10 protein-coding genes are annotated in these 25,583 nt (G+C 46.0%); 7 read left to right on the forward strand and 3 right to left on the reverse strand.

Annotated features, from left to right (window positions below; all coding sequences use genetic code 11):
* Positions 1–173: 173 nt before the first annotated feature.
* Positions 174–9,515, forward strand: coding sequence for a LamG-like jellyroll fold domain-containing protein (locus AHMF7616_RS00290; RefSeq protein WP_115371067.1), 9,342 nt, complete (start codon positions 174–176; stop codon positions 9,513–9,515).
* A 260-nt stretch (positions 9,516–9,775) separates the two neighbouring features.
* Here the strand turns inward: AHMF7616_RS00290 and AHMF7616_RS00295 are convergent, their stop codons facing one another.
* Both AHMF7616_RS00295 and AHMF7616_RS00300 read right to left on the reverse strand, forming a co-directional pair.
* Complete coding sequence (locus AHMF7616_RS00295; RefSeq protein WP_115371068.1) at positions 9,776–10,426, reverse strand: response regulator transcription factor; 651 nt, start codon at positions 10,424–10,426, stop codon at positions 9,776–9,778.
* Positions 10,419–11,897 carry an ATP-binding protein gene (locus AHMF7616_RS00300; protein ID WP_115371069.1) on the reverse strand — a complete coding sequence of 493 codons (1,479 nt, stop codon included), beginning with the start codon at positions 11,895–11,897 and terminating at the stop codon, positions 10,419–10,421. Before AHMF7616_RS00300 ends, AHMF7616_RS00295 begins: the two co-directional genes overlap by 8 nt.
* A gap of 801 nt (positions 11,898–12,698) precedes the next feature.
* On the opposite strand from AHMF7616_RS00300, the gene nirB reads away from it, so the two are divergent.
* From nirB to AHMF7616_RS00330, 6 genes are all read left to right on the forward strand, one after another.
* Entirely contained in the window at positions 12,699–15,209 is a 2,511-nt protein-coding gene (gene nirB, locus AHMF7616_RS00305) for a nitrite reductase large subunit NirB (protein ID WP_115371070.1), read from the forward strand.
* A 101-nt stretch (positions 15,210–15,310) separates the two neighbouring features.
* Positions 15,311–15,682, forward strand: a complete 372-nt coding sequence (gene nirD / locus AHMF7616_RS00310) for a nitrite reductase small subunit NirD (RefSeq protein WP_115371071.1) — start codon at positions 15,311–15,313, stop codon at positions 15,680–15,682.
* 251 nt (positions 15,683–15,933) lie between these two features.
* A complete protein-coding gene (locus AHMF7616_RS00315; protein ID WP_115371072.1) occupies positions 15,934–17,391 on the forward strand; it encodes an alginate export family protein in 1,458 nt (485 codons plus the stop codon).
* 39 nt (positions 17,392–17,430) lie between these two features.
* The gene (locus tag AHMF7616_RS00320; protein ID WP_199474034.1) at positions 17,431–18,804 is read left to right on the forward strand and encodes a NarK family nitrate/nitrite MFS transporter; all 1,374 of its coding nucleotides are present in this window, start codon (positions 17,431–17,433) and stop codon (positions 18,802–18,804) included.
* A 415-nt stretch (positions 18,805–19,219) separates the two neighbouring features.
* Positions 19,220–22,747: a nitrate reductase gene (locus AHMF7616_RS00325; protein ID WP_115371073.1), complete on the forward strand. Its 3,528-nt coding sequence runs from the start codon at positions 19,220–19,222 to the stop codon at positions 22,745–22,747.
* A 268-nt stretch (positions 22,748–23,015) separates the two neighbouring features.
* Positions 23,016–24,473, forward strand: a complete 1,458-nt coding sequence (locus AHMF7616_RS00330) for a rubredoxin (protein WP_115371074.1) — start codon at positions 23,016–23,018, stop codon at positions 24,471–24,473.
* Positions 24,474–24,489: 16 nt separating this feature from the next.
* Here AHMF7616_RS00330 and AHMF7616_RS00335 read toward each other — a convergent pair whose 3' ends face one another.
* The gene (locus tag AHMF7616_RS00335; protein ID WP_115371075.1) at positions 24,490–25,368 is read right to left on the reverse strand and encodes an MBL fold metallo-hydrolase; all 879 of its coding nucleotides are present in this window, start codon (positions 25,366–25,368) and stop codon (positions 24,490–24,492) included.
* Positions 25,369–25,583 lie beyond the last annotated feature (215 nt).

The following is a 25,583-nucleotide window of genomic DNA, read 5'->3' on the forward strand; positions in this document are numbered from 1 at the left end:
ACAATTCTAACTTCTGGCTTTTGCCATTGCTTACCTTCCGGCTACTATAAAAAACAAACCGGCTAAGATGCGCCCTCACGGCTCTTAGTACTATTTGTTCCGGAACCCGCGCCTGGAAAGCGGGGAGACTTTCTGTTCCAGTCATAATCTATTAAATTTTTAAATTTCTGATCATGAAACATTATTATCTCCGTTTTTTAGGATTCTTCCTGTTTTTTCTGGGGCTAGGCCGCACCCCGGTTTTCGCCCACAATTTTTACTACGACATTAATTATGAGCAAGGCAATGGGCGCGTTAAAGTTACCGTTTCGGTAAACGAAGACGATTGCGGGTCCTGCAACGACAACAAGCTAGAAGATTTAGATATTACCTACCGCTCACCGGTAGATGGGCGGTACTATGTTTTACTGAGCAATGCTACTTATTACAACCGGAATGGCGATAACAAAAGCTATTGGCTCGAAAACGGCGGTTCTGGTTGGGATGGGGTGTACGATAAGCAAGTGTATTACATCAACATTCGCCCGGAATGGATGGGCCAAACCATCAACATTAAAACGCACTATTATTGGGGCGATAACGACGATCGGAGTAACGATAAATACAACGATTTTTATTTTCCGAACCTGGCCTCGCCTACCATTACCTCGGCTTCTAACGGCGAGCAAACCGAAGTACGCTTAACCTGGGACAAGCCGGCTACCAATGGCTATCCTTCAAATAAAGTAACGTACCAGGTATATCAAAACAGCCGCTTAATAGGGTACCTGGATTACAGTACCACTTCTTTTACCGATGTTACTACCCAAAACGGCATAAAATACGAGTATCAGGTAAAAACCAATGTCGAATATTTGAATGGCCGTTCGTATACGTCGGCGAGCAGCCCGGCCAGTACCCGCACCGCCTGGAAAAATGCCCAACTGGTACTAACCCCTACCTACGTACCCTGCGCTACCGGTATTACGCTTAGCTGGCCCAAACCCAACCTGGAAGGAACTTATTCCTACAAAATACTGCGGAGTACCCGTTCCGACTTTAGCAGCATCGCCAATACATTTGAAGTAAACGGCGGATTAAACACCCTTACTTATTTCGATGATACCAACTTGCAACATCAGAAACCGCATTATTACAAAGTGCAGGTAATCCGGCCGGATAAACAGGTAGCTTCGGAACTTACGTCGGAGGCCAGCAGCATTACGCCTGATTTAAGTCCGGCTGCGCCCCAAATTTCTTTAATTGAGAGCGGGGTAAATTTTAAAATTTCCTGGAATGGTTACACGTGCCAAAGCCTTACCAATTTTAAACTCATCCGGAAGGTTAGTCAAGCGGGTAATGTGGTGGCCAATACGACCATTACCATTAACGGTAACCCGGGTTCGTGGGTAGATGAAAAGTTGCAAGCTTGTAATACCTACGAGTACCAGTTAGTAGCCGTAAACCAATATGCCGAAGTAGCCGGCAACATCGTGAGCAAAGCCGTACCGGACCAGATTGCCGATGCCTTGGAATGGGGCAACGAGGTAGCCGAACAGAATAACCCGCAAAATTTATTTTACAACCACGATTATAAGTTTAAAGCTTCTAAAGGATTTTTTACCAGTTATGTGCAGTTGCAATGGGACGCTAAATACAAAAGCCGCATCGAGAATTATGAGATTTACCGGAAAATTGCCGGTACTACTGATACCCGGGAATTGGTGCACGTAGCCGAAGGCGGCAGTTCCACGCTCTGGCTCGATGAGTTTGCCGAAGCCAATACCATTTATGAGTATACCATAGAAGGCGTAGCGGCTTGTAACGGGCAACAAATTAAAACCCGCGCGGCCAAAGCTTTGGGCTTCCGGGCTCCGTTTGGCACCGTAAGCGGCCGGATTTATTTTGAAGGCGGCCAGGTAGTAGAAAAGGTGCAGGTGCGGGCCCGCAATACCGATGAGGCCGCCGGTAAAGCCCTCCAATTTAACGATAACACCGCCGGATTTGACATTAAAGCTTCCCGGATTTTCTGGCCCAGCCAGGAAGGCTGGACGCTGGAAACTTGGTTACGGCCCAGTAATGCGGAAAATAACTTCGTACTCTACGATCATTACCAGAATGGCCAGGGTTTACAGGTAAGTTACGCCGACAAGCGCTACATTCTTACGGCGGGCGCCGAACAAGTAAGCATCGACCCCGGCCTTTTTTTAAAAAATAACGAATTTCATCACGTTTCGGTTAGCCTAAATACGGTTTCGCGGCAGGTGCAATGGGTAATAAACGATTCGGTTTTTGCGCCGCAGCAACTAACCAATGCTTTTCAACCTAACGCTAACCCCGATCTGCTTTTGGTATTTGGCAACAACCGCACCTATAACCAAGGTTTTCAGGGCGTGCTGGATGAAGTACGGATTTGGAATAAACCCCGCACCGCCGGCCAACTGGTACAGGATTACAGCCGGTTTTTAGACGGCAGCGAACCCGGTTTAATTGCTTACTGGAAATTAAACGAAGGTTTCAGCGATTTTGCATTCGACGGCTCGCGCGTAGACCGGAAATACAACGAAAACCACGCAAAATTGAAAGGTAGCTACGCCTGGACCACCACCATTCCCTCCGAAGACCAACTGGCCAACGTGGCTTATACCGATAGCAAAGGAAATTACCGACTCACTAATATTCAATTCCGGGGTTCCGGCGAAAGCTTCGAGATTACGCCGTTACTGGGCGTGCATACCTTTGATCCGAATGCGCTTTTGTTGTTTATCGGCGAAGGCGCTTTGAGTCATAACGGGAAAGATTTTAAAGATATTTCTTCTTTTCTGGCCAAAGGGAGCGTGCGCTACCAGGGCACTTCATTTCCGGTGCAGGGCGTGCAAATGCTCGTGGATGGCAAGACGTTGCTCAATGCTAGTAACGTACCCGTTATGTCGGATGCTAAAGGCGAGTTTGAAGCCCGGGTGCCCATTGGTCAGCACGTTTTATCTTTTGTGAAAAACGGCCACGTTTTCCAGAATGCCTATTGGCCCGCCCAAAACCAACCCCACGATTTTCAGGAACACCTGCGCGGCCAACTCGAAATACTGGATACCACCAAAGTAAAACTTATCGGCCGGGTAGCCGGGGGCCAGGTGCAGGGCGATAAACCTTTGGGGATGGGTCTTTCTAAAAATAACCTGGGTACCGCCAAAATAACCTTAGAGCCCGAAAAAGGCGGCGACCTGGACGAATCGCCCCTAAATTTTAAAAAAACCATCGATGTAACTACTGATCCGCAAACCGGCGAATACCTGACCTGGATTATCCCGGAACGGTTTATGGTGAAAGACGTGAAAACCAACAATGCCCTTACCGATGGTTCGCGCTATACTTTCGGGGAGCAGCCTATTCTGGATTTAAGTTTACCCGTGCAGGATTTACGGTGGGAGTACCAGCTAGATGATAAAGGAAAAAAAGTAGATTCGGCCAGTTACCATTTCAGCAAAAAGTTTGTGCTGCACAATCAAACCAAATGGTCCGTTAATAACAACGAGCTTATTGGGGAGAAAAAGGTAAAGCTCAGCGAAAATGGACCCGAAATCGATTTAGCGGGTAAACCATTCGGTGCCCCGGTGTTTAACATGAATGCCCAGTACGCGTTTCCTTTACAGTTCTTCGAAGAATACGAAAATGCCGACGACCACGAGAAAGAACTAGTACCGGTAACCAATGCTAAAATTAAAATTGTTAATAACTGGAAGCAGGGTAGCCCCGAAGAAGAATTAATTTTAAATAATCTACAAGGAATTTATAATTATAAATTCCGGGCCGGCAGCCCTAACTTAAGCGGTACCTACACCTATAACTTTTCGGCCGCCATTAAAATCGGCGACCAGTCTTACGCCGATTTAGGCACTTTGCCCGGTTACATTTTGGGGCAGGTTACCTCGGGTAGCGGCTTTGTTACCAAAGGCCCCGATGTAGTGGAATTTATTTTACGCGACCCGCCGGGTACCAATAGTTACGCTTACCTGAGCAAAGGTTCTACCACCACCAAATCCATGTCTATTACAAACGTTGGAGGGAGTACGCAAACCATTAATCCTACTTTTTATCTGGGGGCCAATATTAAAACGGCCGCTGGTTTTGGGGTAGCTTTAATCACCGAAACGGATATTGAACATGTACTCTCCAACGAAGATGTTATTACCGAACAACGGATCGAAAACGGCCAGCTCGTAGAAAGTTTACAGGTTACGGAAAGCTGGAAAACCAGCGACGATCCGGAGTTAGTGGGCAGCGATGCTGATTTATTTGTAGGGCGAGCCATGAATTTTATTCTGGGTAAAACCGAAACCCTGGAATTATTAGAACTAAAACCTCCCTTCGATCAGCTCCCGCATTCGGCTCCGTTTACTTATCAAGGCAAAACCTACGCTTTGGTGCGCCGCCAAGGAATTGCCGCGGCGCAGGATAACTACGGTACCCGGTTTATGTACACCCAGCAGCACATTCAAAATACTTTAATTCCTACGCTTAAGAATTTCCGGAATAGCTTGTTGCTCCGCGGCGACAACGTGTACGTCTCTAAAATCACCAAAGGAGATTCCCGGTTCGGCGCCGATAACTACGATAAAAATGTGTTTGCCAATGCGGCTTTGTCTAAACCCGCCGAAGGAGTAGCTACGCGGGGCGCTTATTCGGGACCCAGTTATAGTTTTAACCCGGCAAAACAAAGCGATCCGGATTCGGTGTACTTGCTCAATCAGCAAATAATTTTGTGGGAAGAAGCATTGCGAAGCAACGAAGCGAATAAAGTAGATGCTAAAACCAAAGGCACCGCCGAAGGCATTAGCAACGTTTCTTTTGATGGCGGCGTTACCCAAACCTGGGAGAAAAACTTAAATTCGCTGTGGGGTACCAATACTACCGTAGAAGTAACCGCCGACGCTTCCTTGGAATTTATGACTGGGGGTAAGTTTAATGGTTTTGGCGCTACCATCCGGGTAAAAGCCAACTTTTTTAATAATTTCAGCGGCTCGGCGGGTGAGTCTAATACCGAAAATCTAACCTTCGGCTACGTGTTGTCTGATGGCGATAAAGGCGATTTTTACAGCGTAGATGTGATCGATCCTTCGGCGATTAAATTACTAAACGATAAAGGCGACCACGTGGTGTGGGCCGATTATTATAAGGTGAAAGAAGACTTTGCCGACCGGAAAGAAGAGTACAACAATGGTTTCTTTTCGCCGATGTTCTACACCCGTGGTGGACAAACCTCGTGTCCCTACGAGGACGACGAAAAAACCCGCTATTACCAGCCCGGTAAAATTTTAAATGCGGCCACTTTGCGCCGCGAAAAACCCGAAATTAACGTTGAAAACAACGTCGTTACTGGTGTACCCGAAACCAACGCCGCGGTTTTTAAAATTTTACTGCAAAACAACGGCGATTCCGAAGAAGATATCTGGTACGGGGTACAGGTCGACGAAAACTCCAACCCCAACGGAGCCATTATTACCATCGATGGCTCTACCCCCAACCGGGCTTTCCGGGTACCGCCCGGCGAAGTAGTAGAAAAAGTATTAACCGTAAAAAAAGGTCCGGGGGCGGTATTTAATTACGAAAACCTGGGCATAGTACTGCACTCGCTTTGCGAAGCCGGTACGGTTGCGGATACGGTAAAAATCTCCGCCTTTTTCGCCCCGGCCTGTACGCCCGTTACCCTGCTTGCCCCGCTGGATAACTGGCTCGTAAATGTAGATGCTCAAGGCAAAGTTCCGGTGCAGCTATCGGGTTACGACGTAAACCTGCGTTCGTTTAAAAGCATTGAGTTGCAATACAAATCCACGGCTTCCAACACTTGGGCCACCATCCATACTTTTTATAATAAAGAAGCGGATTACAATGCCGCTATTGCCCAAAACAAAGATGCGGCGGTTTCTAAAATTGCCGGTAAAACCACCATTAACTTTAGTTGGGATATTACCGATTTGCCCGACCGCAATTACGAACTCCGGGCTAAATCGCTCTGCACGGATGGCTCGGTCAGTTACACCGAAGTGAAAAAAGGCTTGAAAGACGTGGTGCCGCCTCTGGTATTTGGCGCGCCGCAACCCGCCGATGGTATTCTGTCGCCGAACGATGAAATTATGATCCAGTTTGCCGACCCGGTAGAAGCCGGTTTAATTAACAAGAGCAATATTACGGTACGGGGAGTTCTGAATGGCTCCAACCTGGCGCACGGGGCATTTCTCCATTTTGATGGTCAACAAGGCCATGTGCGCATTCCGGAAGGTTTGCAATTGAATAACCGTTCGTTTACCGTGGAGTTCTGGGCGCGGGTAAATTCTAATTCGGCGAATGAAGACCGGATCCTCTTTACCCAAGGCACCGGAACAGAAGCCGTAACCATTGGTTTTGATAAGGCCGGTAAACTGTTCGCGGGTTGGGGATCCACGCCCCGCGTATTAGCCGATAAAACATCGCCAGCCACAATTTGGCAACACTATGCCGTTTCCTACGACGCAACCGCTGGTAAAGTAAGCCTCTATGGCAATGATCAGTTATTAGCCGAAAAAAACCAGGTGGAAGTAGTTACCACGCAAGGCGTAGTTTACGTGGGTTATTCGCCGGTTAACGGCAATGCCTTTCAGGGTGATGTACACGCCCTCCGCGTTTGGGATCAGTTTAAAACCCGCGACGAAGTATACGCCGGACAATCTATCCAGTCGAATGGGGGAGAACGCGGGTTAATCGGTTACTGGCCGTTCAACGATTTAAAAGGAACTGCCGCCAAAGATCTGGCCCGGGCTTTACACGCCGAAGTAGCCGCCCAGTGGGTAACCGAACCTGCTTCCAAAGCCATTTCGCTGAACGGCAACGGCTACGTTCAAGTAAATAGCGGCCATACTCCTGTTACCCAGGAAGGTGATTTTACGCTCGAATTCTGGTATAAAGGCGGGGCTAATGCCGCCAAAACGGCCTTATTCTCGGCCGCTTTACTCAACACCGATGTAAAATGGGCACTGGAATTCGACGAGCAAGGCGCTATTTTCCTGAAACAAAATGATCAGTTGTTTAACGCCGTGGATAATAATACCTTGGATGGAAAATGGCACCACCTGGCGATGGTTGTAGACCGCCGAGGCAATTTATCGTTCTTGCTGGATGGGGCGCTTACCAATTACCGTAAGGCCGATGTATTGGCGAAATTAACCGTTCCGGCTTTGTACTTCGGGGTGCGTTTCGACCAAACTTCCACGGCCGGCGGTACGCCTAAAGAGTCTTTTACTAATTATTTTAAAGGCCAGCTCGATGAAATTCGCTTTTGGAACTCGGCCCGGACCACCGAACAAATCAATCGCTCCCTCACTACGAAACTGCCCACCGACTTGGCCGACTTACAGATTTACTATCCGTTCGAAGCCTACCAGGATAACAGCGGCGTGATGCTTTCAATCGAATCTAATCGGGAGCAAAGCGGCAAAACAAACGATCAGGCTACTTTCGTGAATGCCACTTACACCAACGAATCCCCGAAGATAGACCGGCCGCAACCCGAGCAAAAAGTAGATTTTAACTACGTCATCAACAACGATAAATTGCTGATTACCCTAAACGAGCCGCAGGAATTAGTGGAGAAAACCATTCTGGATATAACGGTGCAAGGCGTTATGGATAAAAACAGCAACGTAATGCCCGGCGCTAAAACCTGGTCGGTGTTCGTGGATAAAAATCAAGTAAAATGGGTGGATTCTAACCGGAATTTTGAAAAAGAAGTAAACAAACCTTTACAATTCGAAGTGGAGATTACAAACATGGGCGGCAACCAGGAAAGTTTTCAAATTAATGGTTTGCCGGGTTGGTTAACGGTTAGTCCGGCCAGTGGTTCCATTGAGCCCAACAGTCGTAAAACCTTGGTGTTTACCGTAATCGAAAGCTTAAACATGGGCCGGTATACCGAAGATATTTTGCTGAGAACCAACTTTGGTTACGACGAGAAACTGGCCTTGCACCTGAAAGTGTTTACCCCGGCTCCCGAATGGACCGTAAATCCGCGCAATTTCAGTAAATCCATGAGCATTATCGGCCAGGTAAAAATCAACGATCAATTTTCGATTAATCCGGACGATAAAGTAGCGGCCTTTGTAAACGGGCAATGCCGGGGAGTAGCGCGCCTGGAGTACGTACCGGCCTACGACCGTTACCTGTTCTTTATGCAAGTATACGGCCAGGGGGTTGCCAACGAAAAAATAAGCTTTCAGATCTGGAATGCCAATGTAGGAGTCACGCATACCGAGGTGATTCCTGCTACCCTGGCTTTTGAAGATGGGATGGTGCATGGCTCCACCGCTAACCCCTACATATTAACTGCTAACAACATTATTTACCAGGAACTGGACTTAAAAGCTGGCTGGAACTGGATTTCCTTTAACGTGGATGTGAAAAACAAAGATCTCGCTTCGGTATTGGACCCCACTGCCATTGATCGTAGTTCCGTATTTATGTCGCAGGATTGGGTAGCCGATTATTCGGCTGGCGTCTGGTCTCCACCCGGCAAACAGGTTACCAATGTGGCCGGCTATTTACTAAAAGTAGCCGCCGCCAAGCAGCTGAAGGTAAAAGGTGCCATGTTAAATCCGGCTAACGAGATTATTACGCTCAAAAAAGGCTGGAACTGGATTGGTTACACGCCGCAGGTAAATATGCCGGTGCCCGATGCTTTAGCCGGCGTAAATTTAGCCGACGGGGATATTATTAAAAGCCAAACCGATTTTGCCGTGTACGATCAGAATAAAGGCTGGGTAGGAAGTTTAAAAACCCTTAAAACCGGGCAAGGCTACCGTATTCAGTCCTCCCAAAATACCGATCTTAAATTTACTTATCCGAAAACGTCCATTAACTCGGGTAATCGTTTGGCCAACGAAGAGTCGCCGTTAGCGAAGTTGGTGAATCCGGGAGTATTCCGGTACAATATGAACCTGGTGGCCGAAGTTGTCTCGGACCAAATAACCGAAGAAACCGGCATTCTGGTACACAATGCAGCTAACGGCGAAAAAGTAGGTTGGGGTACTGGTTACGAGATAGAGGGCAAAATCCTATTCTTTATTACCATGTTTGCAAACCTGGAAAACCAAGGATTGCGTTTCACTTACCACGATAAAGCCGGCAACTTACTGGTAAACCTGAAAGAAACCATGAATTTCCAGAGTGAGCAAATTATGGGCAGTATTTTGAAACCCTTCCAATTTACTATCAACGGCACCTGGGAAAAACCAGCAACAGCTACCATAAAAGCCGCCCGGGTGTTCCCCAATCCGTTTGCCGAAACTTTTACGATAGAGTGGCAAAATAACCCCAACGAAACGGTTATGCTGGACTTGTACGACGTAGCGGGCAGGCAAGTAAAACGACTGTGGAGCGGCCAAGTAGCTACAGATTTAGGTTCCTATACGTGCCCAGCGCAACAGCAAGCATCTTTAAGAGCCGGCGTTTATTTCCTGCGGATTACCCAAGGGGCAAAACAGGAAATGGTTAGAGTAATTAAAAACTAGTCTTTAAGCTTACCCGGTTGGATTAACGGGGTAAGCTTAAATTTTTAAATTTTAAATAATTTACAACCGAAAAGCAGAAGCAAAGCCAGTACATAATACCAGCCAAAACCGGTATCAACACCAACCAACCTAAAGCTTTAGCCAGGCTAAACACCTGGTTAAAGCTGATACCGGTGAAAATTTAAAATTTAAAAAAACTTAGCCTCGGCTACGTGCCCTAAAAGAAAATCCGGGCAACTTGTTTCGCAGGCTTTTAAAAACTACACCAGTTTTTCATCCAGCGCTTTCCGAACCAGTTCCACGGCATTTTTTACCTTTAGCCGTTTCATCATGCTGGCGCGGTGGTTATCGACGGTGCGCACGCTTAAGTTTAATTTTTCGGCAATTTCGCGGCTATTCGAACCTTCTACAATAAATTTTAGGACGGCTTTTTCCTGTTTAGATAGTTTCTTTTTCGGGGCAGATGAGGTTTCTGGTTCTTTAAGTTTTTGCAGGTAAGATGCTACAATCACATTCGAAACTGAAGGGCCGAAGTACTTTTCGCCGACGGCCACACTTCTAATAGCCTGCAACATTTCTTCGCGGGTATTATCTTTTAATAAATAACCGTAAGCGCCCGCTTCTACCGATTTTAAAATGTAATCTTCGTCGTGGTGCATGGAGAGTACCAGGCAGCGGGTTTCCGGGTACAGTTTACTGATTTGGGCGGTGGCTTCAATGCCGGTCATGACGGGCATGGCAATATCAATGAGCAACACATCCGGAGCTAGTTCTTTTACTTTCGTTAAGGCTTCGGCGCCGTTTTGCGCTTCTCCCACAATTTCTAAATCAGCGGAGTTCTCCAGTAGGGAGCGAATGCCGTTCCGGACTAGGGTATGATCATCGGCAAGTAATACTTTTATTTTAGTCATGGTCGAGGGCCAGGTAAGGTACTTTTACGTGTATTTGAGTGCCTTCTCCTGGTTTAGAATTAATATTTATAAGGCCGTTTAGTAGAAATACGCGTTCTTTCATGTTGCTGATACCGTGCGCCAAACCGGTTTGTTCCGAAGTCAAAGAAAAGTTATCGGGGGAAAAGCCTTGCCCGTTATCCGAAATGCGCAAGTGAATATATCTTTTTTTAACCTGAAGTTCAACGTTTATGTGCTTGGCTTGCGCGTATTTTACGGCATTGTGTAAGGCTTCCTGGCTTACCCGGTAAAGGCCAATTTCGGTATTTTTTGCTAGCCTTTTGCCAATCCAGTTGGTGGTAAACGAAACGTTTAGACTGGACCCGGAGGCAAGCTGATTGGTTAATAATTTTAAAGCCGAAGCTAAACCAAAATCACTTAACACGGCAGGCATTAAATTAAAAGAAATAGTGCGGGCTTCCGTTATGGTTTGGCTTACTAACTGGCGCAACTCATTTAAATGCTGTTGGGTAGTTTCCGTATGCGGTACGGCATCGCTGGTTTTCTCAATGCCATATTTTAGGGCCGTCAGCATCTGGCCCAGGCCATCGTGAATTTCCCGGGCTACCCGTTTTCGTTCTTCTTCCTGACCTTCTATGAGGTAAGTCGAGCGGAGTTTCTGCTCATTTATTTCCTGCTGGTATTTCTGATTGGTAGCTTGCAACAAAGCTTCTTTGGTTTCGGCCAACGATTTATTGGCTTGAAGTAATTCGTTGTTGACTTTTTGGGTTTGCTCCTGGGCTTGAATAAGCTGGTTAATGGTGCTTTTAATTTGCGTAACGGCCGGCCGAAACACTAATAAAGCCTCCAGTAACAAAATACCTAAGGTAAAGAACAAGACAATGTTCTCCATTCGTTGCGAATTATTTACCCGTTCGCTGGCTTCAGCATCATATTGAAACACAATCTGGTCCATAGCTTGTAAATAGGCTGGCTCATTTTTTAGAAGCTTATTCATTCGGGTAAGTAGTTCTGGAGCAGGTGCCTTTGTAGTAGGATGCAAATGATAGTACTGGTTGATAGCTTGGGCGTTCTCGAATAAAGCTTTAAAAAGTGGGTCCAGGCGGGAAAACTTTTGCCGAATAGCGGCGCTGTTATTTACCGGAATATCTAAATAAATTAGGTAACCATTTTTTAACCCGTCATGACTTTTCCCCCACAGCCTTAAGGCCTCTTGCAAATCGGTTATATATATAGGAGTAGCTGCTAAGTTTTCGTGGTGGTAAAGCAGTACTATAGTTTTGCAAATTTTCTGACTTAACATCCGTTGCCGACCAGCAATATTAATTATTCGGGAGTCGGTAAGCTGGCGTTGTAAAGAACGCTGCACTAATAATTGCCCCACCAATAAAAGCAAAGCTATCGCCGTAAGCGCCAATAAATAAAGGCGGGTAATTTTTTTGGAAATGTTTGCATCACTAGTAGAACTCATATTTATATACTGTATTAAACAGCTTAGTCCTTAAATACTCTATTTATAAATCTTTAAATACCTTATTAATAAAAGAGAGCCGTTCGGAGATTTTGGAGGAATTGGTTATGTAGTTAATACTTTGTAAACAGAACTTGGAAGGTGTCTTTAAATAAGTCTTTAAAGCTGTATATGCTATTGAGTAATTCTACTCAATTTATTACTTAGGTATTGTTCTCCCGAAAATGAGTGCCTTGATGCCAGGTTATACTTATAATTCTTCTACTAAAATCCGAAAGTCATATAAAAGCTATAAATAACTAAGTGATTTTCTCTCAAATAAATCAAATTACCTCTCCATTATACCTATTTCTGATAAATTCTCTCTTCAAAATAGCGTTTTAGCCTTAAAATTTTAGCTGCTTATTGAATATTTTAGGCTTTCATCCTCTTTTTAGCTCTAAATTGATTAGTATTTATTTAAAAAAGAAGCCATGTTTTCAAATAAATTATTAATTGGTTAAACAATCCGAAATTCCTCCTTAAAATTTAAAGCGTATTTTGTTAAAAAACTAAATTTTACCAGGAATACATTAAAAAATAACCAACTATTAAAAATTAAGTACTTTTACTCAAGATTAGGTAAAAATTATAGGTGCTTTAGTTTAAAAGGGTATACTTTTATTAAAATGGCTTTAAATTTAAGTTTAGCATTTGAAAAAAGCAGTAATATTTAAAAAGATGCTTCGAAAATTAGAGTAAGTTTTGAAAAAGCTTCCGAACCAAAGAGTAAAAAGTAGTAATCACGAAAATAGAAGACGTATGAGCCGTTTAGTAGCACAGCCGCAACGGATAGTAGTAATCGGAAATGGCATGGTAGGTTATAAGTTTTGCGAAAAACTAGTAGCTAAAGCCCAGCCGGGTACTATCCAAATTACCGTTTTCGGGGAGGAGCCTCGTCCCGCTTACGATCGGGTACACTTAAGCGCTTATTTTTCGGGTACTACTGCCGAAGAATTAACCATGGCACCCGTAGAGTGGTATGCGGAAAACAACATCAATCTGCATTTAGGTGAATTGGTTACCAGCGTGGATGCAGCTACCCAAACGATTACCACCCATAAAGGTGAATCTATTAGCTACGATAAATTAATTCTGGCTACGGGTTCCAGCGCTTTTGTGCCGCCCATTAATGGGGTAGAAAAAGAAGGCGTTTTCGTGTACCGCACCATTGAAGATTTAGATGCCATGTTGGAATACGCGCCTAAAGCCAGAACAGCCGCCGTTATTGGCGGTGGTTTATTAGGCCTGGAAGCCGCCAAAGCCGCCGTGGATATGGGCCTGACTACCCACGTAATAGAGTTTGCTTCCCGGTTAATGCCGCGGCAACTCGACGAAGCCGGCTCCGACATGCTAAAAAGAAAGCTCGAAAGTTTAGGCATCAGCATCTATTTAAATAAGAGTACTACCGCCATTTTGGGGGAACCAGGCGTGCAGAAAATGCTTTTCGCCGATGGCAGTGAATTGGAGGTAGATATGATCATTGTGTCGGCGGGCATAAAGCCGCGCGATGAATTAGCCATCAAAGCCGGTTTAGCCGTGGGGCCACGCGGTGGCATTCTAGTGAATAATACTTTGCAAACGTCGGACGCTGCTATTTATGCTATAGGCGAAAGTGCTTTGCACGGCGGCATGATTTACGGCCTGGTAGCGCCGGGTTATGATATGGCCGATACCGTTGTTACTAATTTGTTGGGCGGAGAAAAAACCTTTAAAGGTTTCGACATGTCGACGAAGTTGAAATTAATTGGTGTAGATGTAGCCAGCTTCGGCGATGCCTTTGCCAACCCGGCCACGAGCCGCTCCATTGTTTTTGAGGATAAAGCCAAAGGAATTTATAAGCGCATTAATATTTCGGAAGACGGCAAATATTTAGTGGGTGGTATTTTGGTCGGCGACGCCGGTAACTACAACATGCTGCTGCAAACGGTACAGAACAAAATTATCCTGCCCCAAGATCCGGAGGATTTAATCTTAGGTTCCCGGGGTGGTGCCTCGGAATCAGCCGGAGCGGGGGTAATGAGTTTGCCCGACGAAGCTTTAATTTGCTCCTGCGAAAACGTAAGTAAAGGTGATATTTGTTCGTCGGTAACCGATGGAACTTGTACCGATGTAGCTGGCATAAAAAAATGCACCAAAGCCGGAACGGGTTGCGGGGGTTGCGTGCCCATGGTGAATGATTTACTCCATGCTACTTTAAAGCAATTGGGCAAAGAAGTGAAAAAAGTATTGTGCGAACACTTCGACTACTCCCGCCAGGAATTACTGGATATTGTAAAAGTGAACAACATCCGCAGCTACGACGAGTTATTGCATAACCACGGCCGCGGCGATGGTTGCGAAGTTTGCAAACCAGCGGTTGCGTCTATTATGGCCAGCACCTGGAACGAGCTGATTTTAAAACAAGCCACCATCCAGGATACCAACGACCGTTATCTGGCCAATATCCAAAAAGGCGGCACATATTCCGTGGTGCCCCGCATTGCTGGTGGCGAAATTACTCCGGAAAAACTAATTGTGATCGGGCAAGTAGCCGCCAAATACGGCTTGTACACCAAAATTACCGGCGGCCAACGGATTGATATGTTCGGGGCTCGCGTCGATCAGTTGCCGGATATCTGGGAAGAATTAATTAATGCCGGTTTTGAAAGCGGCCATGCCTACGGCAAAAGCTTACGGACCGTAAAAAGCTGCGTGGGTTCTACGTGGTGCCGCTACGGCTTACACGATTCGGTAGGTTTTGCTATTCGGGTAGAAGAGCGTTACCGGGGATTGCGTTCCCCGCATAAACTAAAAGGCGGCGTATCGGGTTGCGTACGCGAATGCGCCGAAGCCCAATCCAAAGACTTTGGCATTATTGCTACCGAAAAAGGCTGGAATTTGTACATCTGCGGCAACGGCGGCGCTAAACCGCAGCACGCCCAACTTTTCGCCACCGACCTCGATACCGAAACCTGCATTAAATACCTCGACCGGTTCCTGATGTTCTACATAAAAACCGCCGAACCGCTTAACCGCACCGCTACCTGGTTAAATAAAATGGAAGGTGGCCTGGAATACTTACGCCAGGTAATTGTGGAAGATTCTTTAGGCATCTGCGCCGATCTGGATCGCGAAATGCAGTTTATGGTAGATACGTACGCCTGCGAATGGAAAGAAGTAGTGAACAATCCGGAACTGCGCCAACGCTTCCAGCATTTCATTAACACGCCCGAGCCGGATCCTTCAATCCGCTTTAAACCCGAACGCGGTCAAAAAGTACCGATTGTTTAAGGTTTAATAATCAATGATTTACTGAAAATTAAAAGATAGATTTTGGGCTATCCGGCCAGCGGCTTGCCTGATTTTTTAAAAAAATATAAAAATTAACGATCATGATACAAACGCCTCCTTCTGCTGATCGCCGCACTGAAATTTCTTTTTGGTTTAAAGCCGCTGAAGTAAGCGCCTTTCCGGAAAACGGTGGAGCCTGCGTGAAATACCAGGACCAACAAATAGCGGTATATCACTTTGCCAAACGCAACGAATGGTACGCCAGCCAGAACTTATGCCCGCACAAGCAGCAAATGATTTTAGCGCGCGGCCTGATCGGCGACCAGTGCGGCGAACCAAAGGTGGCCTGCCCGTTTCATAAAAAAACCTTCTCGTTGCTAACCGGCGAAAACCTGAACGGCGAATGCTACCACATAGAAACCTACCCGGTAAAGATTGAAGATGGTTACGTGTACATCGGTATCCGGGAGTAAGGTAAAACTTATAAAAATTTAAAAAATCGTTGCTGGCGCGAGCGTCCACGCTCGTGTCTAACCATCTGGTAGGCCTCCGGCCGGGCGAACGGATACAATTTTTTAAAATCAAATCAGCAACAAGTTCCTACCGGCCAGAGGCCGGACAATAAGCATCACGAGCGAGGACGCTCGCGATAGTAATTTTTAAAAATTTCACTGCCATCCATTTAAACAGCAAATCAATCCACCAGTGTAAGCGCTTAAAACCTATGAAGAAAATTTACCTTATCCTGTTCCTTGCCTTGTTTGCCTATAAAGCGCAAGCGCAATTCACGCTATCGGGGCAATTGCGTACCCGCACCGAGTTGCGCGATGGATTTGGCAATTTGCCGAACAAAGGCGCGTCACCAGCATTTTTTACTTCGCAGCGTGCCCGCCTCAATGTGGGCTACAGCTTAGATAAAATTAAATTTTTTACCACTATCCAGGACGTACGCATCTGGGGACAAGATGCCTCTACAATAAGCAACGCCGACGGCAATAAATTAATGCTGCACGAAATGTGGGCCGAAATTGCGCTCGCTAATGCTGCGGATTCAACAGCGGCTTTTAAAGGCCTGGATTATTTAGGATTAAAAATTGGCCGTCAGGAAATTAGTTACGACGACCAGCGCTTACTCGGCAACCTTGACTGGTTGCAGCAAGCCCGCCGGCACGATGCCGCCATTTTAAAATTAATGCACAAAGGCATACAGCTGGATGTGGGCGTGGCTTATAACCAAAATGCCGAAACCAAAGAAGGTAGAATCTACGTGCCGAGCAATGTGCACGCCGGAACTTCTACCGGGCAGATTCCGATAACTGGTCCTGTAAACCCAGCGGGTACCAACGGCATCGGGCAAATGTATAAATCGTTTCAGTACGTTTACCTGAGCAAGAAAGTCGGGGCATTTAAGTTATCCGGCTTATTCTTTAAAGACGATTTTCAAAAATCTACCGTAACCCCAACGGGCCGGGTATTTACAAAAGGTCTGAACAGTCGCTTGACTACCGGATTTAACGCGGCTTTGCTGCCTAGCCCGACGAATAAATTAATGCTGAATATTTCGGCTTATCAGCAAGGCCACCAAGACAAAGAAGGTAATCCTTTAGATGCTTATTTTGCCAGCATTTACAGCATCTATTCTTTTGGCGCCTTTTCGGCTGGTCCGGGTTTTGATTTTTACTCCGGTAACAACGGCGAGCAAACTACCCGGGTTAATCATCGTTTCGACCCGCTTTACGGTACGCCGCACAAATTTAGCGGTTTAATGGATTATTTCTACGCCGCCGATGGCCACGGTCCGGCCGGTTTGAAAGATTTTTATGTAAAAAGCCGCTACATCAAAGGCAATTTCTCCACGAACGTAGACCTGCACCAATTTTTATCCGGCAACCAGATTGCCTACCGCGAAAATAACGCGGATGTTTTAACCCGTTACCAATCTAATCTGGGTACCGAAGTAGATGTTATTTCTACTTTTACTTACGGCAAATACATCACTTTCGAAGCCGGTTACGCGCACCTGTTTGGCACCAACTCGCTCAACCGCATTAAAACTTCCGGGTTTCCGGCTGCTAACAACACTTTCCTGCCCAAGCAGCGCCAGGCTAACTGGGCTTACCTCATGATCAACATCAAACCTGAATTTCTGGCTACTAAAGCTACTCCACAACCTAAATCCTAAAAAAATTAAAAATAATTTACTAACCATAACCCATCAGTCATGACGCTACTATCCAGCCTTAAAGTCGGTAAAGCCACCAAAATTAAGATTTTTAGTTTTGCCGGCCCGCACATGCGTACGTTTCATATTACATGGTTTGCCTTTTTTCTTTGCTTTGTTGCCTGGTTTGGCGTGGCCCCGCTGATGCCGGTAATCCGCGAAGAGTTTCATTTAACCAAAGCCCAAATTGGGAATATCATCATCTCCTCGGTGGGTATTACCATTTTTGCTCGTTTGTTTATCGGCTGGCTCTGCGATAAGATTGGCCCCCGGATTACCTACAGCATTATTTTGATATTGGGTTCGCTGCCGGTTATGTTTATTGGCTTAAGCAATAGCTACGAATCCTTTTTGCTGTTCCGGTTAGCCATTGGGGTAATCGGGGCTTCGTTCGTAGTAACCCAGTTTCATACATCGTTGATGTTTGCGCCCAACGTGGTGGGTACGGCCAATGCCACCACCGCTGGTTGGGGTAACATGGGCGGCGGCGCTACCCAAATTATTATGCCTTTAATCTTTGCCGGTTTTATTAGTTTAGGCTACGTGGATACTGCCGCCTGGCGCTATGCCATGGTGGTACCGGGCGTATTGTTATTCCTGATGGGAATTGCTTATTATAAGTTTACCCAGGATACTCCCGAAGGCAACATGGCCGATTTAAAAAAGAACGACCCAGCTTACCGGATGAAAGCGGCCGAGAGCAAAGGCGCTTTCTGGAAAGCCTGTAAAGATATTCGGGTTTGGATGCTGTTCTTAATTTACGGGGCCTGCTTCGGTATTGAGATTACCATCGACAACATTGCCGCTATTTACTACTTTGATAAATTTAAGCTGAACCTGGAAACCGCCGGGTTAATTGCCGGTCTGTTCGGGATGATGAATATTTTTGCCCGTACCCTGGGCGGTTATTTCGGTGATAAAGCCGGTATCCGTTACGGTTTAAAAGGTCGGGTAATATTTCTGGCGTTTGCCTTATTTATGGAAGGCGTGGCCCTGATTCTTTTCTCTCAAATGACTGTTTTGCCGATAGCCATTGCCGCCATGTTGTTCTTTAGCTTGTTTGTGAAAATGTCGGAAGGAGCCACCTTTTCGGTAGTGCCATTCATCAATAAAAAAGCCATTGGTTCCGTATCAGGTATAGTAGGTGCCGGTGGAAACGTAGGCGCCGTATTAGCCGGTTTCCTGCTCAAGGATGAATCGTTAACCTACAGCGATGCGCTGTTTATCATTGGTTGCGTTGTAACGGTCGTATCGTTCGCCTCTTTCCTGGTACGTTTCACCAAAGCCCACGAAGCCGAAGCCCAGCAAGAAATGAACGAATCGTTATGCAATGTTTCTGCCGGTTCAGAAACCTCTGTTCCAGCACTTGTCTGAACCTGGATTCATCGGATTTAAGGATTACCAAGATGAAGCCCGAATAGCGAATTTACGCAGATTTCCTGGATTACGTAGGTTCGAGAATTAGCAAAATTTTAAAATAATCTTGAATTCTAAGACAAGCAGGAGTTAAAAGCAACAATACCAGTTTGGCTCTTGAGGGCCTTCTAAGGTTCCGGTGCTGCATAGCAGCATTCCGCAGACGAAGTCGAGGAAAGGAAGCTTAGACCGCCCGAAAGAGCCAAACGAGGCCAGCCGGCCATGAGGAAAACAGGGTACTGGTCAAATAAGATAGCACCGCAGCCATCGGGGATTGCAAATCCCCAGCCAGTATGCTTCCGGATTACAAATCCGAAAGAGCAAGCAAACCTCCGAATTGCAAATCCGGAAGAGCAAATTAAAAAAGAAGCAAATGAAAAAGAATAAGAGCCATCGTTTTAAAACTACCTGTTCGTACTGCGGCGTAGGCTGCGGCATTGTGGTGGAACAAGACGCCAAAGGTAAAATTCGGGTAGAAGGCGATGCGGAGCATCCGGTAAACAGAGGCATGCTTTGCTCCAAAGGATTGAATTTACATTACGTGGTTTCGGACCATTCCGACCGCTTATTGTACCCCGAAATGCGCTGGGCCAAAAACCAGCCGCGCCAACGGGTAAGCTGGGATACGGCTTTAGACCGGGCCGCCGCCGTTTTCAAAACCATTATCGACAAGTACGGACCCGATTCGGTAGGTTTTTACGCCTCCGGGCAATGCCTCACCGAAGAGTATTACATCGTAAACAAGCTGGTAAAAGGCTATTTAGGAACAAATAACCTCGATACCAATTCTAGGTTGTGCATGAGTTCGGCGGTAGTGGGTTATAAAATGGCGCTCGGGGAAGATGCTGTTCCGGCCAGTTACGACGATATAGAACTAGCCGATTGTTTTTTAATTGCCGGGGCCAATCCGGCCTGGTGCCACCCCATTATTTACCGGCGCTTAGAGCAGCATAAAGAACAGCATCCCGAAATAAAAGTAATCGTCGTGGACCCGCGCCGCACGCAAACCTGCGCTTTAGCCGACCTGCATTTGCAAATAAATCCGGGTACCGATATTATCTTGTACCACGCCATTGCCCGTTACCTCATCGAAGAAAATTTAATCGATGCGGCTTTCGTGCAAAACCATACCGATGGGTTCGAAAATTTTAAAAAATTTGTATTTCAGACCAGTCTCGAAGAAGCGGCCTTTACCTGCGATGTGCCGGTTTCGGATATCAAGCTAGCGGCTACTTATATTGGCAATGCCAACGGTTTTATTTCCATGTGGGCCATGGGCTTGAACCAGAGTGTTATCGGGGTAGATAAAAATTTAGCTTTATTGAACTTGTCGTTGGTAACCGGGCAGATTGGGAAGCCAGGTTCCGGACCTTTGTCCTTAACCGGACAACCAAACGCCATGGGTGGCCGCGAAGTAGGAGGGATGGCCAATTTGCTATCGGCGCACCGCGATTTAGCAAACCCGGTACACCGGCAGGAAGTGGCTAATTACTGGGGGGTACCCAGTGTACCCGCTCAGCCGGGTCTTACCGCCACCGAAATGTTTCAGGCTTTGCGCGACGATAAATTAAAAGCCGTCTGGATTATTTGCACCAACCCCTTGGTAAGTTTACCGGATGCCGGCTTAATGGAAGAAGCTTTGAAAAAAGCCCGTTTTGTGGTGGTACAGGATATTTCGAACAAAGCCGATACCTTACAGTACGCCGATTTGGTATTGCCTGCCGCCGGTTGGCTTGAAAAATCCGGCACCATGACCAACTCGGAGCGCCGCATTAGCTACTTAAACAAAGTTGTATCCCCACCCGGAGAAGCTTTACCGGATGTAGAGATTCTTTGCCGCTTCGCCAAGAAAATGAATTTTTCAGGATTTGATTACAAACGAACTGATGAAATTTACGAAGAACACGCTCGCCTGACCAAAGGGACTAACATTGATATTAGCGGCTTAAACTACGAAGCCTTACAGGAAAAGCGTAGCATTCAATGGCCGGTTCCCGCCTTGGGCCACGAGGGTACACCGCGCTTGTTTACCGACCATCAGTTTTATACGCCCAATAAACGCGCGAAAATTTTAACTCCGGCTACTATTTACAACCAGTCGGAACAGGTGAGTCCGGAGTTCCCGCTTATTTTAACGACCGGCCGGGTCCGCGACCAATGGCACACCATGACGCGCACCGGCAAAGTGAATAAACTGAAGCAGCACTTAGGTAAACCGTTCCTGGAAATTAACCCGCTGGATGCCGCTCTGCGCGATATCAATGACGGCGATACCGTGGAGATTTTCAGCCAGCGCGGCAAAGTTCGGGTAAACGCCGTAGTTACTACCGATATTAAAACGGGGGTGATATTCCTGCCCATGCACTGGGGTAAAATATTAAACCGCGATTTTGGCCGTACCAATAACCTGACGAATACTTTGGTCGACCCGAAATCAAAAGAGCCGGATTTTAAATTTTCGGCGGTACAGGTACAAAAATACCAAAAACCATTTGAGAAAATAGTAATCATCGGGGCCGGGGCAGCCGCCTACCGGTTTATTAATACTTACCGCGAGAAAAATCTTACCGATGATATTCACGTGTTTTCGCAGGAAGCTCATCCGTTTTATAACCGCGTGTTATTACCCGAATACCTGAACGGCCACCTGAACTGGGAGCAACTCGAAAAATTTAAAAATGGCGAACTGGCTAAGTTAGACGTGTACCTGCACGAGTCAACCGGAATCCGTTGCATCAACCGCATAGCCAAAACCGTTACCGATACTCACGGCAAAGTACATGCTTACGATAAGCTGATTATTGCCACCGGGAGCCGGGCTTTTGTGCCGAAAGATGTGCCGATGGAACTTCCGGGTATTTTTACCATGCGTAACCGCGGCGATGCCGACCGTTTAAAAACCTTCCTGAACCACCAGGGCCACGTGGTAATTGTGGGTGGTGGTTTACTGGGCTTAGAATTGGCTGCTTCCTTACGCGAAATTGATATACAAGTATCCATTGTGCAACTAAGCTCGCGGCTCATGGAGCGGCAACTCGACTTAATTTCCGGCGATTTGCTGCGCGAGCACATCGACGAGATGGACGTTAAAGTTTATTTCAACGACCAAGTGCAAACTATTTTCCTGAATAAAAACGAACCGGGACTAGTAGTAAATTTAAAAAGTGGCAAAGCCTTGCCTTGTAACGCGGTAGTTTACGCTATAGGCACACGACCAAATGTAGAACTAGCGCTGGAGGCCGAAATAGCTTGCGGCCGGGGAATTCAGGTAAACGATTATTTGCAAACTACCACCGACCCGGAAATCTTTGCCATGGGTGAAGTAGCCGAATTTAAAGGCGTGGTAAACGGTATTACCGCCGCCGCCGAGCAACAAGCCGATGTAGCCGCCAGATTCTTGGCTGGTGATTTCAGTAGCTATTATTCCGGCTCTATTTTCATGAATATCTTAAAATTAGCCGATCTGGATTTGTGTTCCTTGGGACTGGTGGAGGTGCCGGATAATAGCCCGGATTACGAAGAGGTAATCTTCACGGACAAAGCCAAACGCTATTATAAGAAATGCATTATTCATCAGGATAAGCTGGTTGGGGCTATTCTGATGGGCGATAAAAGTGAATTTGCCGAATTCAAAACGCTCATCGAAAATAAGATAGAACTCTCAGAAAAACGCATGGAGCTACTCCGGTCCGGTAAACCAATTGCTCCGGTACTGGGTAAGCTGGTGTGCTCCTGCAACAACGTCGGCGAAGGAAATTTAACCGCCATGGTAAAGGGTGGCTGCACCGATTTCCGGCAACTATGTCAGCAATCCGGTGCCGGTCTAGGCTGCGGTTCCTGCAAACCCGAAGTTAAAGCTATTCTGGAACGAGCTCTACCATCCGAACCAGTTTCAGTTTAGTTAATTTTTTAAAATTATGCTGGCGCGAGCGTCTTCGCTCGTGTCTATTATCAGGTAGGCCTCTGGCCGGGCGAACGGTTAAACTTAAATTAGAAGTAAATAATATAAGGTTACTACCGGCCAGAGGCCGAACGATGAACATCACGAGCGAGGACGCTCGCGATAGGAAAGATGGGAAAGTATTAGCAGGAAAATAGAAAGATTTAGAGCATTCAACCTTCCAACCTTAAAACCAAAACAACTTGTAACCTGCAACTTGCAACCAAAAATGGAAAAAAGAGATTTAGTCCGGGTATTTGCCCGTGGGGGAGTAGTTTCGCCGGGAGATTTAAAGCAAATTCTGGCTACCGCCAGCGAGTTTGGGAACGAGGTTATTCATTTCGGGTCGCGGCAGGATATTTTGTTTCCGGTAAGTATTCGCAGCAAAACTATTCTGGATAGTACGTTTCAGGCCATTCGCACGGATTATGATTTTGGCGGCAAGCATTACGAGAACATCGTTAGTTCGTACGTAGCTGCCGATATACTACCGGCTACCAGTTGGCTCCATTCTGATACCTACTTGTATATTCTGGATGATTTTGATAAGTATCGGCCTCAACTGAAAGTAAATATTGCTGATCCCCGGCAAACTTTGGTACCGCTGTTTACCGGAAATTTGAATTTTGTGGCTTCCAAACAGGAAAATTATTGGTATTTGTACTTGAGTTTACCTGAATTTGGTAAAAAGTTGGTTTGCTGGCCGGCTTTGGTTTATACCTTTGATGTGGTGCGCACGGTAAAAGCCCTGGAAGCCGTTTACCAGGATCAACCTAATTTACCGGTTACCGGGCTTTTCGACCAGGCCAATACCCGCATGAAAGCCAACAACCGACCACTACCAGGCGAGTTAGATTTATCTACCGTACCTTTCCCGACTTACGAAGGCATGAACAAAATGGCTGGCGATAAATACTGGCTGGGGTTGTACTGGCGCAATAATCAATATACCATTAACTTTTTGCAGGCACTCTGCGATTTATGTGTGCAAACCAATATCGGTAAAATCAGCATTACGCCTTGGAAATCATTTATTATTAAAGGAATTGCCGAACGGGATAAAATAAAATTTGAAAAACTGCTGGGTAAATTCGGGATAAACATGCGGCATTCGTCGCTGGAACTCAACTGGCACTTGCCGGTACTCGACGAAGAAGCTTTGCAATTAAAACGGTACCTGGTACGCACCTTCGACCAGAACGACATTAGCACCGAAGGCTTAACGTTCGCGATTAAAACGGTACCGATGATGCTATTTACTTCCATCGTGATCGAGAAAAATCCGGCTTCGAAGTATTCGGATAAATACGAACTGCTGCCCACTTACAATGTGCTGTACTGCCGCGATTTTAACCCGAACAAACGCGATTACCAGACTTACGCCAAAGATGTACTACAGGAAGATCTGGCACCTTTGCTCATGGAGTTAAGCCGCTTGTACTACGAGCAATTAGATTACGAACCCGAAGTAAAAGTTACTAAACCGGCCGTGGAGCAAAAATCGTTACACCCGGTTTACCAATGTTCGCATTGCTTAACGGTTTACGATCAAACTTTCGGTGATGAAACTGCGGGGGTTTCGGCTGGAGTCACTTTTGAAGAATTGCCGCAATCTTACGTTTGTTCGCTGTGCGAAGCGCCTAAAAAAGAGTTTGTAAAGCTGCATTTAGAGAAGGCGGCGCATTAAAAATTTAAAAATTTCTTCATTTTATTTCCAGGTAACCACCTTGCTCTAAAATATGATACCGGTCTTGCAGAGGTTTCGAAAGTCTTATTTTTACTTCGGCTGGGTAGCCTTTGGCCCAGAACCGATCTCGTTCATCGTAAGTCATGGTGCTGTGGTGCTGGGGTAAAATATAGCTTGGCGAAAGCCGGTTTATCAGCATTACGGAGTTATCGATGTATGTATTATGTTCGGTAGGGGAGAAAAAGAGTACATCAATTTTTTCCTGAAAAAGCTGATCTTCCAGTAAAACCGAATCGCCGGGTTGGAGAAAGCGTTTGCCGCCAATGGTTATTACGTAACCACAATCCTGTAAATTAGCTTCGAAATACACCGCGAAATTAGCGTTGCCATGAATGGCCCGGATGGGTTCTATTTTGGCACCGAGTAGTTCAAAAGGCTCTCTTGGTTTCGCTACCCGAATCCGTTCCTGCGGTATTCCTAATTCCTGAGCAGTTTTCAAACAACTCTCTGGCAGCACAAAAATGCATTTCGAATTTTTTATAAATATTTTGGCGGTTTTGGGATCAAAATGGTCGCTGTGCGCGTGAGTAACCAAATAAATATCCAGTTCCGGAGCAATCTCCAGCGCAGAAACCGGAGTTGGTGCACTTCTGCCACCATATTCCAAAGCTAAATCGGTACTAATCAATAAATCTCCTGATTTAATTAACCAGCCATTGTGCCCGGTCCACCAAATAGCCGTTCCGGTGGTATGTTTTTTAATTTGCTCCAAGATAGATTTGGATGGACTAGGACCAGCAGTTTTAGAAGGCTTTCCGGTTTGACCGTAGCCAGTTGTTCTAAAACCACATAGTAGTAGCAGCAACACGAAACCAAGTGTAAAAAAATCTTTCATAAAATCCGGATTAAAATGTAGCTATTAAGGTGTAGCAGGTGAGGGGCATTTACATTTTCTAAAATTAATATTACCAGGGAGATTTAAAAATAAGACAGGTCACTGTTAAATGAACAAAGCAGTGCTTATTTTAAATCAGACCTAACTATAAGTAAAGCTCCGGTTTCAAACTTTCTCAATTCACCAAAATTTGTTTAAGTTAGAGCCTTTTTTAA

The organism is Adhaeribacter pallidiroseus (genome assembly GCF_003340495.1).
Taxonomy (GTDB): Bacteria; Bacteroidota; Bacteroidia; order Cytophagales; family Hymenobacteraceae; genus Adhaeribacter; species Adhaeribacter pallidiroseus.

Bases quoted from the DNA above. Each gene is read 5' to 3' on its own strand.
- AHMF7616_RS00295 (WP_115371068.1), bottom strand. From the start codon at position 10,426: ATGACTAAAATAAAAGTATTACTTGCCGATGATCATACCCTAGTCCGG.
- nirD (WP_115371071.1), top strand. From the start codon at position 15,311: ATGATACAAACGCCTCCTTCTGCTGATCGCCGCACTGAAATTTCTTTT.
- AHMF7616_RS00315 (WP_115371072.1), top strand. From the start codon at position 15,934: ATGAAGAAAATTTACCTTATCCTGTTCCTTGCCTTGTTTGCCTATAAA.
- AHMF7616_RS00330 (WP_115371074.1), top strand. From the start codon at position 23,016: ATGGAAAAAAGAGATTTAGTCCGGGTATTTGCCCGTGGGGGAGTAGTT.
- nirB (WP_115371070.1), top strand. From the start codon at position 12,699: ATGAGCCGTTTAGTAGCACAGCCGCAACGGATAGTAGTAATCGGAAAT.
- AHMF7616_RS00325 (WP_115371073.1), top strand. From the start codon at position 19,220: ATGAAAAAGAATAAGAGCCATCGTTTTAAAACTACCTGTTCGTACTGC.
- AHMF7616_RS00320 (WP_199474034.1), top strand. From the start codon at position 17,431: ATGACGCTACTATCCAGCCTTAAAGTCGGTAAAGCCACCAAAATTAAG.
- AHMF7616_RS00335 (WP_115371075.1), bottom strand. From the start codon at position 25,368: ATGAAAGATTTTTTTACACTTGGTTTCGTGTTGCTGCTACTACTATGT.
- AHMF7616_RS00300 (WP_115371069.1), bottom strand. From the start codon at position 11,897: ATGAGTTCTACTAGTGATGCAAACATTTCCAAAAAAATTACCCGCCTT.
- AHMF7616_RS00290 (WP_115371067.1), top strand. From the start codon at position 174: ATGAAACATTATTATCTCCGTTTTTTAGGATTCTTCCTGTTTTTTCTG.